The sequence below is a fragment of the Helicobacter valdiviensis genome (assembly GCF_003245365.1).
Classification (GTDB): Bacteria; Campylobacterota; Campylobacteria; order Campylobacterales; family Helicobacteraceae; genus Helicobacter_D; species Helicobacter_D valdiviensis.
In genome coordinates, this window is sequence record NZ_NBIU01000001.1 from 1 (window position 1) to 14,355 (window position 14,355).

At 31.4% G+C, this 14,355-nt stretch carries 13 protein-coding genes; 5 read left to right on the forward strand and 8 right to left on the reverse strand.

Annotation, left to right across the window (positions count from 1 at the left end):
• On the forward strand, positions 1-2,603 hold a 2,603-nt coding region (locus B6S12_RS10970), incomplete at its 5' end, for a hypothetical protein (protein ID WP_111228767.1).
• A 1,196-nt stretch (positions 2,604-3,799) separates the two neighbouring features.
• On the opposite strand, the gene B6S12_RS00010 is transcribed toward B6S12_RS10970, so the two are convergent.
• Positions 3,800-5,356 carry a multicopper oxidase family protein gene (locus B6S12_RS00010; protein ID WP_111228768.1) on the reverse strand — a complete coding sequence of 519 codons (1,557 nt, stop codon included), beginning with the start codon at positions 5,354-5,356 and terminating at the stop codon, positions 3,800-3,802.
• A 186-nt stretch (positions 5,357-5,542) separates the two neighbouring features.
• Here B6S12_RS00010 and B6S12_RS00015 point away from each other — a divergent pair, with 186 nt between their 5' ends.
• Positions 5,543-6,826: a coproporphyrinogen III oxidase family protein gene (locus B6S12_RS00015; RefSeq protein WP_111228917.1), complete on the forward strand. Its 1,284-nt coding sequence runs from the start codon at positions 5,543-5,545 to the stop codon at positions 6,824-6,826.
• 12 nt (positions 6,827-6,838) lie between these two features.
• Here the strand turns inward: B6S12_RS00015 and B6S12_RS00020 are convergent, their stop codons facing one another.
• Positions 6,839-7,135, reverse strand: a complete 297-nt coding sequence (locus tag B6S12_RS00020; RefSeq protein ID WP_111228769.1) for a hypothetical protein — start codon at positions 7,133-7,135, stop codon at positions 6,839-6,841.
• Between the two features lie 75 nt (positions 7,136-7,210).
• Here B6S12_RS00020 and pseI point away from each other — a divergent pair, with 75 nt between their 5' ends.
• The 3 genes from pseI to B6S12_RS00030 all read left to right on the forward strand — a co-directional run bounded on the left by pseI (position 7,211) and on the right by B6S12_RS00030 (position 8,580).
• The gene (gene pseI / locus B6S12_RS00025) at positions 7,211-8,233 is read left to right on the forward strand and encodes a pseudaminic acid synthase (RefSeq protein ID WP_111228770.1); all 1,023 of its coding nucleotides are present in this window, start codon (positions 7,211-7,213) and stop codon (positions 8,231-8,233) included.
• Between the two features lie 76 nt (positions 8,234-8,309).
• Positions 8,310-8,399 carry a Rha family transcriptional regulator gene (locus tag B6S12_RS11370; RefSeq protein ID WP_245892429.1) on the forward strand — a complete coding sequence of 30 codons (90 nt, stop codon included), beginning with the start codon at positions 8,310-8,312 and terminating at the stop codon, positions 8,397-8,399.
• Positions 8,377-8,580 (forward strand): hypothetical protein, encoded by a 204-nt coding sequence (locus B6S12_RS00030; protein ID WP_111228771.1) that lies wholly within the window; start codon positions 8,377-8,379, stop codon positions 8,578-8,580. The genes B6S12_RS11370 and B6S12_RS00030 overlap by 23 nt, the downstream gene beginning before the upstream one ends.
• Positions 8,581-9,758: 1,178 nt before the next feature.
• Here the strand turns inward: B6S12_RS00030 and mnmE are convergent.
• Genes mnmE through rpmH form a run of 6 tightly spaced genes read right to left on the reverse strand, consistent with a single transcriptional unit; the run spans position 9,759 to position 14,336 of the window.
• The gene (gene mnmE / locus B6S12_RS00035) at positions 9,759-11,132 is read right to left on the reverse strand and encodes a tRNA uridine-5-carboxymethylaminomethyl(34) synthesis GTPase MnmE (RefSeq protein WP_111228772.1); all 1,374 of its coding nucleotides are present in this window, start codon (positions 11,130-11,132) and stop codon (positions 9,759-9,761) included.
• Positions 11,129-11,869 carry a Jag N-terminal domain-containing protein gene (locus B6S12_RS00040; protein WP_111228773.1) on the reverse strand — a complete coding sequence of 247 codons (741 nt, stop codon included), beginning with the start codon at positions 11,867-11,869 and terminating at the stop codon, positions 11,129-11,131. Before B6S12_RS00040 ends, mnmE begins: the two co-directional genes overlap by 4 nt.
• Position 11,870: 1 nt before the next feature.
• A complete protein-coding gene (yidC, locus tag B6S12_RS00045) occupies positions 11,871-13,481 on the reverse strand; it encodes a membrane protein insertase YidC (RefSeq protein ID WP_111228774.1) in 1,611 nt (536 codons plus the stop codon).
• Complete coding sequence (yidD, locus tag B6S12_RS11785) at positions 13,475-13,870, reverse strand: membrane protein insertion efficiency factor YidD (RefSeq protein WP_111228775.1); 396 nt, start codon at positions 13,868-13,870, stop codon at positions 13,475-13,477. Before yidD ends, yidC begins: the two co-directional genes overlap by 7 nt.
• Positions 13,863-14,192: a ribonuclease P protein component gene (rnpA, locus tag B6S12_RS00055; protein ID WP_111228776.1), complete on the reverse strand. Its 330-nt coding sequence runs from the start codon at positions 14,190-14,192 to the stop codon at positions 13,863-13,865. The genes yidD and rnpA overlap by 8 nt, the downstream gene beginning before the upstream one ends.
• Positions 14,193-14,201: 9 nt before the next feature.
• Positions 14,202-14,336 (reverse strand): 50S ribosomal protein L34, encoded by a 135-nt coding sequence (gene rpmH / locus B6S12_RS00060; protein WP_111228777.1) that lies wholly within the window; start codon positions 14,334-14,336, stop codon positions 14,202-14,204.
• Positions 14,337-14,355 lie beyond the last annotated feature (19 nt).

Genomic DNA, 14,355 nt, shown 5'->3' on the forward strand with positions numbered 1-14,355 from the left:
TTATTGTTAATCCTAGTGGGGTAATAGTAACAGAGAGTGGAAGTATTAATGCTAATAAGTTTGGTATTTCTACATCTCCTATTGATACAGATACACTTAATGCTTTTAAAGAAGCTAATAAAGCTAATAATGGTGTAGGTGTATTAGCGCCTTTCTCTCCTGTGTTTAAATCTAATAGCACTAGAGGAGATATTATAAACAAAGGAAGTATTCAAGCTAATGAAGTAGTAATGGTGGGGAATAGAGTAATACTAGAAAAAGCTTTTAATGATAAGGGGGAATTTAATCAAATTAATACAAATAATATTAGTATAGAGGGAAAAGATATTAGTATTGATGTAGCAAGTATTAATGGCAATACTCTAAATTCTTTAAGTGCTAAAGCTTCTAATAAAGCCAAAGCTTATTTAGATGCTACTGGATATTATTATAATACAAGTTCTTGGAATGTATTTGATAAAACAAGTGGAAATAATCTCACAAAAGATAAATATGTAGGAATAGGTAGTGATAGAGATTGGTGGCATTTTGCAAAAGGAACTAATGAAAAAGAAGATTTTAGAAATACTGCAAAGGAATATAGACTTACAAGTGATATAGACTTTGGGGCAAAGCAAGGTAAAAATTATGCTAATTATTGCATTGAAGGACTTGGTTGCACTTCTATGATTGTAGGGGATAGTTATGCCTTTAGCTCTTTTTTTAATGGTAATGGATATACACTGAAAAATATTAATATTGATACGACCAATTTAGTAAATAAACCTCAATATGTAGGGATTTTTGGTAAAGCTAGTAATGCTAATTTTGGTAATATTATTGTAAATTATGGCACTGGAGGAATAGAAGCTGATTTTCAAAGCAGGAAAGAATTTGGAGTAGGTGGTTTTGTGGGGAGTGCTAGGGATTCTGATTTTAATAATATTTCTTTAGCTTTGGAGGGTATTAGAATTTCTAGCATTGAAGATTTTAAAATAGGTGGATTTGCAGGAGAGATAGATGGTGGTAAATATAACTCCATAGAAGTAAGCATTAAAGATGTTATTGGAAATGGAGAAGCGTGGGGATATTCTGGTGGATTTGCAGGAGAGATAGATGGTGGAAAGTTTGAAAATATAAAATTATCTAATATGAATAATATCATTGCTGTTAGTGGTAGTAATGCTCAGACTGGAGGATTTGCAGGAATGATAAGGGAAGGCGAGTTTAGTCAAATTTCTCTAGGAGATATCATCAAAATAGAAGCAAGTAGCAATGCTTTGTTTGTAAGTGTAGGTGGCTTTGCTGGGAAATTTACAGGAGGAGGTATAAAGTTTACAAATATCTCTTTGGGTAATATTCAAGAGATATTAGGCTATTCTAAAAAAGAACAAGTTCATGCAGGAGGTTTTGTGGGCGATGCTTCAGGAGAGATTACATTTGAAAATATTTCTATTGCTGGATTAAATAAAATAAGTGCAACAACGGAAGGTGATAATTCTAGAAATACGGCTGTGGGTGGTTTTTTAGGTTATATTTTTGATGGAGAAGACAAAATAGATTTTAAAAAGATTTATTTATTTTTTGAAGAGGGGACAACAATGAGCGTTTCTAACGATTCTAAAGAAATGGGTAAATTCTATGGAGGCAAAATAGGAGGAGGTAAATTAGCATTTGAAGATATTTATATCTATCATAAACAGGGTGAATTGACAAATGCTACCGAAAATGAAGGCATAGTAACACCATATACCGATAGGGATAATGCTTATAAAGACTTTACAGGAAAAATTAAAGATATACAAAAGCCCATAATTAGTAATATCACTCCTCCAAATAAAGAGCCAGAAGTCCCAGAGAGCGGTTTAGATGAAAATGGGCTAACTAAAATTACACTTAATGAAAATGATTTTAGTAAAGAGTTGGTGGAACAAATTATTAATGAAATTTATTCTATGAATTTTGTTATTGATTTGCAAAAGCATTTTGATAAAGAGGGTAATTACATTTATCCTGAATCTTTAAAGCAAACCCTTTCATTTTTAAGAGCTTTTAATGGAGAAGATGGAGCTTTACAAGAACTCTTGCATGATAAAGACTTTGCAAACTCTCAAAAAGATATTGTCCATATTGATAAAATGGCATATGATTTTGTGGAAGGAATGAAAAAGATAGAAGAAAGGGTAAAGTTTTTAAAAGAATGTGAAGAGCTTATCAAAGAATATAATGAGGTTTTAAAAGAAGAACAGAAAATGAGTATTGCAAAGAAGATTGAAGAAAAATTGGCAAAGATGAAGCAGTATCAGCAAGATTTGCTAGCAATCGTAAATCATGGGGAAAATAAGCAATATGATATTTATAAGGCTAATGGAGATAATGTGGGTGGATATGTGAAATTTACAAATCCATTTAATTTGGTTTGGGAGGAAGATAATAGAAACGATAATCAAACTATAAATGCACCTACTGCAAGCATTGTTTTTAGAAATCAAATCAAAGAGGTTTTTGTAAAACCTGCCGAGGAGGTTGCAATTGATGAGGAAGAGGGGAGGTTAAATAGAAAAACTTGCTATGTTTCAGATAATTTTAAGACAAATAATCCTTGTATGGCACAAAGAATATAGAAGAAATTCGTATTTAAGATATCTAGCATATAGATTTATAAAATTTCAAGAGGCACGGACACTAAGTCCGCTAACCTCTTAAAATTTCATAAAAGCTAAAGCTATATACCGTAACTACTAAAATTTATTTAATTTCTTAGATAGCTAACTTTTAAAAAACCTTTTAAAACTTTTATTCTATTCTTAGCTAATAGAATTTAACACATTGTCATTGCGAGAGTTCGTAGAACTCGTGGCAATCTCTTTTAAAGATTTAAAAATATTCTTCTTTTATTGTAAAGCTTTTTAAAAAACTCAAATATTCTATTGTTTTACCTTTAGATTGTTTTTTTGGACTGCCACATTTCGCTTCGCTTCGTTCGCAGTGACAAAGTTAGAATATCATTATAGGTATTTATCTGTCATTACGAAGCTCTTTAGAGCTGAAGCAATCTGAAAAATAATCAAGAAGCTTAAGTAATTTCATTAGACTGCCACGACTTACTAGCGTAAGTCTCGCAGTGACATTTCACCTTGTTATTATTGCAATAAAAAGTTGTTTTGTTTCGCTCAATATAATAATAAATTTTGTAATAAAAATTTTTAAACTAATCTTTTTATGCTATAACTGCAACGCTTTAAGCTTTGTTTTTATTGTCTTTATAGAAGATGTAAAAAGGAGCTAGTATGGAATTAATAATTTTATTTATAATTTCTTTAATAGTTCTCATTCTAGTTTCAAAAAGAAACTAGAAAAATACAATCTAAAAACTCAATAAGTTTCTAGTTAATACCTGCTTAACTTAGACTTAAAGTATTTTAAAAAATTCTTCTAAAGGCAAAGAGCGAAGCTCCCCGCAAGCGTAGCGTAGTGGGACGGAGGCTTCAGGTAGGTGCAGGGAGTGGAACTCCCGCTCGCGTAATGAGGAATTCACAACCCCAGCAAAGTTAAAATAAGCAGGTTAGAATCTTTTCTTTTTGCCTTTTTTGAAATCTTGCAATATTTATTATGCGGATTATCATAGTTTGATTTTGCCTTTGTGAGTATTGGATTGTCACATTTAAAAATTTGATGGATTGCTTAGAATGTATAATAAGAATATAAATAATAAAAATAAAGTCTATTTTTAGACAAAATAAAAGATAAATTCTTTGTAAAATACTATAAAGATATGGAAAAAGCATTGAGAAAGTTTATGAAAACTAAAAGTGGAAAACTATTCCACTTTTAGTGTAGCCATCATTCCTAAATCTTCATGCTCTAGAATATGACAATGATACATTCTAAGTCCTTTGAAATCTTGTTTCATTTTAAGTTCTAAAGTTTCATTAGGACGAACATTAATGGTATCTCTTAAAGCTCTAAAAGGAGCTTTGGTTTTTTTGCCTTTAAAGGTGGAATTAAGCACTTCAAATTGTGTGCCATGGATGTGGAATGGATGATCCATATGGGATTTATTGGTAATTTTCCATATTTCTACTTCGCCTAGTTTTGAGGTAAGTTGGGCTTTATCCATTGAGAAAATCTCTCCATTTAACAAAAACATACTAGCAAGTGCATTTTTAATCTCTTTATTGCTTTTTTTGCCTATGCCATGCATTTTAGAATGATCCTCACTCATCACCACTTCTTTAAAGGCGACAGGCTGTCCCAAGTCTTCTAATTTTCTTAATGAATTTGGAATTTCTTGTTGTATGTTTTTAATATCTAAAGTTGCTAAGAGAGTGTCTAGCTTTTCTTCTTGAACCATCATTTTATCTCTATCATAATAAGTGCTAATGAGTTTAAAATCGCCAATTTTGCTTGGTTTTATGATAACTTCAGCGCGCATTGCAGGAGCTAAAAAGAGTTCTTTTAGCACAACAGGTTTTTCTATTAGCCCTCCATCAGTGCCAACAAGAATAAATTCTGCGTTTTCTATTTTTAAATTTAAATATCTAGCAGAGCAAAAATTATAGATTCTAATTCTTTGGGCTTTGTCTATGGTGATTTGTGGCTTATGCTCTCCATTTATTAAAAGTGTATTGCCTTCTCTTCCATTGAGCCAATCAATAAGGTTATTTGCAGGAATTTGAGCGGATTTGTCAAGTTTAATATCGCTAATCACCCAATCTTGCTCTTTTAAATGAGAGAGTGCATCATTTTTAGATTTAACAACAAAAACACCCGCTAATCCCATATATACTTGTTTTCCTGTGATGTAGTGAGGATGTGGATGGTACCAATAAGTTCCAGCAGAATTTAAAGGAAGCTTAAAGCTATAAATTCTCTCTTCTCCTGCTAAAATGGGATCATGTGGATTGCCATCTTGTTCAGGTGGGACAGGTAAGCCATGCCAATGAATGGTTGTGGGTTCTTTAAGGTTATTTTGGACTTTGATTTCTACAAAATCGCCCTCATAAACTTCAATTTTAGGAGCGGGAATAGAGTGGTTATAAGCATATACACGCGTTTTTTTCTCATCAATAATATTCAATTCCACTTCATCAATGCTTAAAGTTGCTTGGAAAGTATTTTTTTCTTTGCTTGTATTTTTTAAGAGTGGTAAGGGCTTTAAAGCTTTGTTTTGTGGAAATTTACTAGAATCTAGCAAAGGCAGATTAATATCTTCTAGAGTAATGAAACTTGTGTCTATATTAGTGTGATTGCTCATATTATGGTGATTTGTGTGGGAGTTATGCATCATTGTGTGTTTGCTGTGATCCATAGCATAAGTGCTACTAATTGCAGCTAATCCTAAAGCATTAAATTGTAAAAATTGTCTTCTATTCATCTTTAATCCTTAAAAATTAGTAAGAAATTGAGGTAAAATTATAAAAATAAAAGAGTAAATGAATAAAAAATGATACGCATTATTATAAAAGAATACTAAAAAACTAAGTTTTTTTAAAAGAAAAAAGATTATAATTCCGATATTTTTTAAAAAGTGAAATTTAATTTCTTAATTTTGGGGATTTTAGTGATACGACAAAATTTTTCTACCAAATTAGTCAATAATCTTATGCGTTATGCTACTAACAATTATTTGCATCTTGAGCCTGCAAATTTAGACAAGTTGCCTCCTCCTTTACCTCATAAAGTTAAAAATAAAAGTTATCTTTTATATATCCATGTTCCTTTTTGTATGACGCTTTGCACTTATTGTTCTTTTAATCGCTTTTTGTTTCAAGAAGATAAGGCGAAAAAATATTTTGAATCTTTGCGTCAAGAAATGCTTAAGGTAAAAGAGCTGGGTTATGATTTTAGTTCTATTTATGTGGGAGGTGGGACAACCTCTATTATGCCAGATGAGCTTTGTAAGACGCTAGACTTGGCTAAAAGTCTTTTTGGGATTCAAGAGGTGTCTTGTGAGTCTGATCCTAATCATCTACAAAAGGAAACTTTAGAAAGTTTTAAAGGTAGGATAGATAGGCTTTCAGTGGGGGTGCAAACTTTTGATGATGGAATTTTAAGGAAAATTGGAAGATATGAAAAGTTTGGCAGTGGAGAAGAGACAATTAAGAAGCTAGAAGGGGCTATTGGTATTTTGCCTATTTTGAATGTAGATTTGATTTTTAATTTTCCAAATCAAACCCAAGAGATGTTAGCTAGAGATTTAGAGATTATTAAAAAATTAAAACCCAATCAGCTTACTACTTATCCTTTGATGTCTTCTCCTTCTGTAAAAAGTATTTTAAAACGCTCCATTGGGCTTGTTAATCTGGATAATGAAGCAAAGCTTTATGAGCAAATTTTAGATACTCTAAAAGAAGATTTTACTCCGCTTTCAAGTTGGGCTTTCTCACATAAAGGAAGTGAGATTTTTGATGAATATGTGGTGGATAATGATGAATATGTGGGGATTGGTTCTGGTTCTTTTAGTTTTTTAAATGGAACTTTGTATGTAAATACTTTCTCTTTAAAAGAGTATTCAAAACGCATTAGCGAAGGTAAAATGGGAGTGGTAAGGCAAAGAAAGTATTCTAAAAAGTCTCAGCTCCAATATCGCCTTATGGTAGAGCTTTTTGGAGGCAAGGTGAGTGCAAAGCAATTTAGGGAAAAATATAATAGCAATCTTGAATGGGATTTATTTAAAGAATTACTATTTTTAAAATTAACAAAAAATATTTATAAAAAAGGAGAGGATTATTATCCTACAAGAGAGGGTAAATATCTCTTTTTGTCTATGATGAAAGAATTTTATATAGGTATGGATAAAGTAAGAGAAGAATCAAGAGCTATGTTAAAAGAAGAGGATATGTAAGCTTAGGTAAAGCTACCTAGTAGAATTTGCCTCTTTTTCTTCTTTTGAATTGCTTATATTGTCTTGTAGATAGTTTTCTAGCTTTTTGGTTTGATTGTAAATAGGTTCTTGAATATCTTGAATAAATTCTTGAGTTTTATTGCTCTCTAGAAAATCATTTACCTTTTGTGTGCCTTTTTGTAAGCCTTCTTTTCCGCTTTCTAACGCATTTTGTAGGGTTTCTTCACTTTTTTGTTTGAGATTATCTATTTGGGAATCACAACCCATAAGCAAAAAGATAAAGCCTAAAAAAAGTAGATGTTTTTTCATTGAGCTATTCTCCTTATGATTATCACAAATTTTTATAATGAGCTATAATTATAATGAAAACTTTTTTGCAAAGGAATTAAATTGGAGAATTTTAAAGAAGTTTTTTTAGTGGCAGAATTATCAGCAAACCATAATCAAGATAAAAAGTTAGCATTAGAAACTATAAAAGCAGCAAAGTTAAGCGGAGCTAATGCAATCAAGCTCCAAACTTATACGCCAGATTGTATGAGTTTAGATTGTGATAGAGAGGATTTTAAAATTAAAGGCACTTTGTGGGAGGGGAAGAATTTTTATGCGCTTTATAAGGAGGCAATGACGCCTTGGGAGTGGCATGAGGAACTTTTCTCTTATGCAAAGAGTTTGGGACTTGTATGCTTTTCTTCGCCTTTTTCTAAAAAAGGTGTGGATTTTTTAGAAAGTTTAGGAAATCCAATTTATAAAGTAGCTTCTTTTGAAATAGTAGATTTGGAGCTTGTGGCATATATGGCACGCACAAAAAAGCCCATCATTTTATCTAAAGGAATTGCAACTTATGAAGAAATTTGTGAAGCCATTAAAGTGTGTAAAGAAAATGGGGCAAGTGATATTACACTGCTCCAATGCACAAGTGCTTATCCAGCACCTATAAATGAAGCAAATTTATCTCTTTTACCTAAGATGAAAAAAGACTTTGGAGTAAAGGTGGGGCTTTCTGATCATACTTTGGGGAATCTTGCAGCAATTAGTGCAGTAGCATTAGGTGCTAGGGTGATTGAAAAACATTTTATTTTGGATAGAAAGTTAGGGGGGGTGGATAGTGCCTTTTCTATGGAGCCACAAGAATTTTTAACTATGAGTAAAGAGATTAGAAATGTGGAATTGCTTTTAGGAAATGGAAGTTATGAGCTAAGCCAAAAAAGTAAAGAGGGTAGGGCTTTTATGCGTTCTTTATATGTAATAGCACCTATTAAAAAAGGGGAGAGGTTTAGTAGAGATAATATTGCATCAATCCGTCCAGGATTTGGTCTAGCGCCTAAGTATTTGTCGCAGATTTTAGGAAAGGTTGCTAAAAAGGATTATGAGTTTGGAGAAGCCTTGGGGAATGAGGAGATTGAATAGTGTGTTTTAGTAGCTATACTGATAGCACAGGAAGGGCTTTGCCTTGTTTGCAACCTAAATCTGTGATGGTTTTTTATTGCTTGCTATAGATTTTAGAGGTGAGAAAGTTTATAAATGGAAAGTTGAATTTATTAAGGTATTTAATGCAATGGAAAAAATGCTTTGAAAGTAGTAGTTTTAATGATTTATCTTTGATTGATGTGCTTAAAAGTTCTAATCCCATCAAAGATGAATGCAAAAGAGAAATGACAAGACAAAATGATAAGGGTTTAAGTTTTGGTAATATGGCTGTAAGGGTGGGACACAGTAAATCAAACATTGGAAATTATTGTTTAGCAAGGAGATAAAATGGTAAATTGCAAAAGTGTTGATGAGCTGTGAGTTTGAAAGTATTATTGATTTGCTAGATTTTGTTTGTAATTTAATAATGCAGAAAGTAGCGTGTATATGCTAATTTCAAGCTTTCTTGCTTTGATAAAAATAAAATTCATACTATGCTTGAAAATAAAAATATTTCTTTAAATGCTTAGATTTCTTGCCCTTGCTTGCTAGAATATCTTTTAGTTTTTCTGTAGTTTCTTCCATATAAATGTAGCTTAGAATGTTTTAGAGTTTGCATAAATACTCCTTATTTGTTTATAAAAGTAATAAAAAGCATAAAATTTCAAATTGTAAGAAAAGTTTTTAAAGCAAAAGGAAAATAAAAACAAAAGAAGAATATTTGCATTAGAAATCAAAGTGAAAATACTAAAAATATTTAAGAATATTCTTAAAAACTTAAAAACGATAACTACATATATTTTTAGAATAAAAGGTGGTTAAAATAAGATTTATAGGTATTTAAAAATAGCTATTCAAAACAATTTATAAGATTATTTTAAGTAAAAATGTAACTATCTCAAGAGTTTTTATTATTTTAGGATAAGAAATATTGGGCTCTAAATTGTATTTAATCAAGCTTTACAAGGCTTTTAAACACTTATTTGGGATAAAACAGACATTTTGGGATTTTTTGCACTTGGTAGAAATTATAAATGGCACTTTTTTATGCGTTTAATATCGTATTTGCAGGATTTTATTAAAAATATCTTGAAATAGTTACACCTCTTTTTAAAATACCCTTCATAGCTATAAAGCTTAAACGCTTCTAATAAAATTGGTATTAATTGCATAAAGTAGTATAAAATTTCAAAGAGAGTTTTTGTTTTTATTAAAATTAACTAGGTATCTATTTTAAAAAAGAAACGAAGATAATTCAGGCTTTAAGAGTGGAAAATCAAATCTTAGGAATTAAAGTAAAAAATGACTTTGAACCAAAGTGGTGTTATTAAGTTTTTTATAATGAAAGTAGGCCATTTTAGTATAAAGATTGCAATTTATAAAAAATCTTTAGAGATAAAAAATGAGTTTTAGAGATTATTTGTGAAATAAAACAAAGTGGCAGGTTAGTTAAAAATATTAAATAAGGCTTTGCCTTGGAGGTTATAAGAATTATTGAAAGGCAATTTTAGTTTTTAAGGGCAAACTATTTTCCTAAACAAAAATCGCCAAACATCACATCAAGCATTTGTGAATATTCATAAGGTTTTGTAATTGAAGCAATAGCTTTAATAGCCTCGTTAATGTGAAAACTAAAAATTTCTAGCTCCCCATTTTCTAAAGGAATTTTAGCTTCTTTTAGAGCCGTGATACAAGAATTGACTGCTTGGAATTGGTGCTGTGAGGTAAGGAGTAGAGCTTCATTTTCTTCTTGTGTGTTTAGAATACTTTCTAGTTTTTGCTTAAAAAGCGAGAGAGAAGAATTTTTATCCTCTTTATTTTCTTCTTTAAGACTTAAAAAAAGAGGGTTAAAGATTTTTAGCATATCCATATCTAATTTTTTTTCCAAATCGGTTTTATTGATTAAAACGAGAATTTTTTTCTCATTTTTGTATTCCTGTAATAAAGAGATGATTTTTCTATCTTCATCTTCTAAGGGCTTGCTATAATCAAAAAGGGCTAGCAATAAATCACTTTCTTTGGCGTTTTGGATACTTCTTTTAATTCCTTCTTTTTCTATAATATCTTCACTTTCTCTAATTCCTGCAGTATCAATAAGTTTTAAAAGATGTCCACCTAATAGAAAGTTTTCTTCAATGCTATCGCGTGTAGTTCCCGCAATATCGCTAATAATAGCACGGTTTTTACGCAAAAGTGCATTTAAAAGTGAACTTTTACCAACATTGGGCTTTCCGATGATGCAAAGCTTAATGCCAGAGAGGAGCATATATTTTTGTTGGGATTGCTCTAAAAGATTAGAAAGTGTTCTTAAAATTTTATCTAAATTTTGGTTTAAATTTTCCACAAGATTAGAAGGTAAATCTTCATCTGCATAATCTATAAAAACTTCACTATGTGCTAAGATTGTGATAAGCTGTGTGCGAAGCGATTCGCAAAAATCTTGCATTTCTCCTTTTAGATGACGCATAAGCATTTTATGGGCAGTTATATTTTGAATTTCAATGAGTTTGGCAATAGCTTCTGCTTGAGAGAGATCTATTCTGCCTCCCAAAAATGCTCTTTTGGTAAATTCTCCAGGATTTGCAAGTCTTGCACCTAAAGAAATACATTCATTAATTAGGCTTTGGGCTATGAAAGTTCCACCATGGCATTGGAACTCTATAACATCTTCTGTAGTATAGCTATGAGGAGCTTTAAAATAAATAACAATGCAAGTATCCAATAAAGAGTGATCGCTAAAATATACATTGAGTAAAAAGGCATGGCGAGGAGTAAAAAAGCTCGTTTCTTTATGGGTGAGTTTGGAAGCAATTTTTAAAGCATTTTCCCCGCTTAATCGTAAAACATTAAGAGAAGATTTCCCATAAGTTGTAGTGGGAGCTATAATGGTTTCATTCATGGCTTAGTATAAAAATCATTGACAATAATAAAACGCTCGCCCTCATTATTTAATCTAAAAGAAACATATTTATTGGGAAATTCTTCTCTTAGTTGTTTTAGAGCTATATGGGCTAAAACTCCATCTAAGGGTTTGGTTTGCGCTTTGCCGGTATTTTTAATAGTCTCAATAATAGGTAAGAGATAATTTGCAATCATTTCTTCTTGATTTTTTAAAAACTCTGCGATTTCTAGGCGTATCATTAAGCCATAAGCATGATTAATCCAATTAAAAATTAAATAGGATATTGCTTTGTAGCGGTAACCCTCTTTGCCGATTAACAATGCTGAATCTTCTCCATCTAGCTTAATATAAAGCGTGTTTGTATCATAAGGTTCAATGGTGGCAATTTCAATACTATAAGGAAGGAGTGATAAAAGTTCATCTAATTCTTGTTTGATGGTGGGTATTATGCTAAGGAATGAAGTTAGAGGGTTCTGTTGGCTTTGTATTGGTAAGGTTTCTTTTTCTTGTGGAATGTTTGGAGTGATAGAATTTTGTGTTGCAGTTTGTGGGGCATTGTTGGCAATAGAAGGCTTGATTTGGGCACATATAATTGCCTTCTTTTTACCAAAACCCAAAAAGCCATTTGAGGCATTTTGTATGATTTCATATTCTAAATCTACAACCGAGCAAGCAAGTTCACTAGATGCTAGAATTAAGGCTTCTTCTAGTGTGTGTGCTTCAAACTTCTTCATTTTACTCCTTTGTGTGTTTATGTTGTGCTATTTCTCTTGCTTTTTTGCGTTCTAAAGATTTGTTGATAATAAGTTGTTGCAAGATAGAGAAGATATTATTTACAAACCAATAAAGAACTAAACCTGCTGGGAAAGTTACAAAGAAAATCGTAAAGATGAGCGGCAAGAATTTAAAGATTTTTTCTTGCATAGGATCGCTAAAGGTTGTTGGTGTAAGATGTTGTTGTAAATACATTGTGATACCCATAAGAATAGGTAATACAAAATAAGGATCCATAACAGATAAATCCTCAATCCATAAAAGCCATTCTGCACCTTTTAGTTCAATGGCATTGTATAAAACACGATAAATTGCAAAGAATACAGGCATTTGTAGAAGTAGTGGCAGACATCCGCCCATAGGATTTGCACCATGCTTTTTGTAAAGCTCCATCATATGTGCTTGGAGTTTTTGGGGTTCTCCTTTGTATTTTTGTTGTAATTCTTTCATTTTTGGAGCAAGATCTTTTAGCTTTTGCATAGAAACCATACCTTTATAGGTGAGTGGATAGAGCACCACTCTAACAATAAAAGTTAAAAGAATAATAGCCCATCCCCAGTTTCCACAAAGATTATAAAGATAGTCTAAAAGCAAAAAGAGAGGCTTTGCAAAAAAGGTAATAATTCCATACTCCACTACATCGCTAAGTGGTGCATAAATGCTTTCTAATAAGCGATAATCTTTAGGCCCTATATATCCATAAAGTTTTAAAGGAGTATTTGCACTAATAAAAGGCATAGGATCTTCACTAGAATTGTTTAAAATCACAGAATTTAAATCATTATTTTTGCTAAAAAGTAAAGTGGTGTAATAGCGATCTACACTTGCTAAAATTGCAGAATTATTGAAATTTTCTTGTTTTGTAGCTTCTCCATCTTCTATTGTTGTAATAGTGCCATCTTGTTCTTTGATAATTACTCCTTTAAATACATAAGTATCGTTTTCTACTTTAGGACGCATACCAGGAGAGATAAAATATTGGTAATTGTTTGGAAGATTGATAGCGACTTCATAAGAACCATTGCTATTAAATGTGATGATTTTTTCTATTTTAAAATCTCCTAAATCTTGTGTTAAAGTAAGAGTTTGCGGAGAATCTTTTATGATAATCTCTGAGCTTGAAGCACTATAAGGTGTATTGAAAGCCTTTTGGTTTAAAATATTATCACTAAAACGAATTTCAAGAGGTTTAGGGTTGTTTGGAGAGGCAATGTCTTCGCTAAAAAGACTAAATTTGTGCGAACTTGCATCTTCTTTTGGGGTTTTTAAATAGCTTTGTGAAATTCTACCTAATCTATCAATTTCAAATTCAAAATCCTTTGCCTTGATAGTGGCAATGATTTGTCTTTGATTTGTTGTGCTATCAGTATTTTGATTGTTTAGTAGCGCAACTATATTGGCTGTGCTAATTTGTGGAGTTGTTGTAGCTTGTTTTTGTGTATTATTGATGGAAGTGGCATTGTTTTCTTTTGAAGGAAAGAAATAGCCATAGGGTATAAAAAAAGCTAACGCAAGAGCTACTGCTAAGATGATACGGGTTTGTGAACTAAGATTGTCAAGTTTATTTAACACGGAATTGCCTTCTTGAAAATTTTTGATTGGATTGGATAGGATTTGACTAGCCAAAATGTTTTTAAGGGATAGAAATTCTTGCCTAAACGAAAGTGTTTTTGAGGAATTATTTGGGTAGGAATGAGCCAATATTCAAAAACACAAGGTTTGGAGAAAATAGGTGTGATTTTCTTAGAAATTTTAGGATAATCTACACCGCCCTTAAAGAATTGGTTGCAACTTAAAAGCCTTTGTAGTGTCTTTAAAGAAGCAACAAAAGGATTTGTAAATAAAAAAAGCTCTTTAGAATATTCAGAACAACTAGGATAATACCTGCAATTATTGCCTAGTAATTTAGAAATATAATGTTGGTAAAAATCCAATAATAGAAGTGCTGGAGCTTTAAGCATTTTGTAAAATCCCTAAACGATGTATAGCTTTTTGATAGCCTATTTTAAGAGTTTGAAAAGGCACTTTTGCAATATCTATTTTAGCTAGCAAAATCATATCGCCACTTTTTAAAAAAGGCAAACTCTCTTTGTAAAGATGTCTAAAACGCCTTTTGATAAGATTTCTGCACACTGCATTACCTATTTTTTTAGAAACACTAAAGCCGACTTTATTTGTGGAGTTGTGATTTTCTTTAAAAAAAATGGCAAAATGCTTGTCATGCCATTTTTTATTGCTTTTATAAGTGTTATCAAACTCTTTTTTAGTTTTTAGGGTAAGCAAGGGTTAGCCTTAGATAGCTAGTTTTTTTCTACCTTTTGCTCTTCTTGCGTTGATTACTTTTCTACCATTTTTAGTTTGCATTCTCACTCTAAAACCATGAGTTCTTTTTCGTGGTGTGTTATGAGGTTGATAAGTTCTCTTCATAGTAAAACCTTAAAATATA

Coding starts and splice junctions, on each gene's coding strand:
- B6S12_RS00020 (WP_111228769.1), bottom strand. CDS start 7,135: ATGAAAAAACATCTACTTTTTTTAGGCTTTATCTTTTTGCTTATGGGT.
- B6S12_RS00010 (WP_111228768.1), bottom strand. CDS start 5,356: ATGAATAGAAGACAATTTTTACAATTTAATGCTTTAGGATTAGCTGCA.
- B6S12_RS00030 (WP_111228771.1), top strand. CDS start 8,377: ATGCAATGGAAAAAATGCTTTGAAAGTAGTAGTTTTAATGATTTATCT.
- B6S12_RS00040 (WP_111228773.1), bottom strand. CDS start 11,869: ATGAAGAAGTTTGAAGCACACACACTAGAAGAAGCCTTAATTCTAGCA.
- yidD (WP_111228775.1), bottom strand. CDS start 13,870: ATGCTTAAAGCTCCAGCACTTCTATTATTGGATTTTTACCAACATTAT.
- mnmE (WP_111228772.1), bottom strand. CDS start 11,132: ATGAATGAAACCATTATAGCTCCCACTACAACTTATGGGAAATCTTCT.
- rpmH (WP_111228777.1), bottom strand. CDS start 14,336: ATGAAGAGAACTTATCAACCTCATAACACACCACGAAAAAGAACTCAT.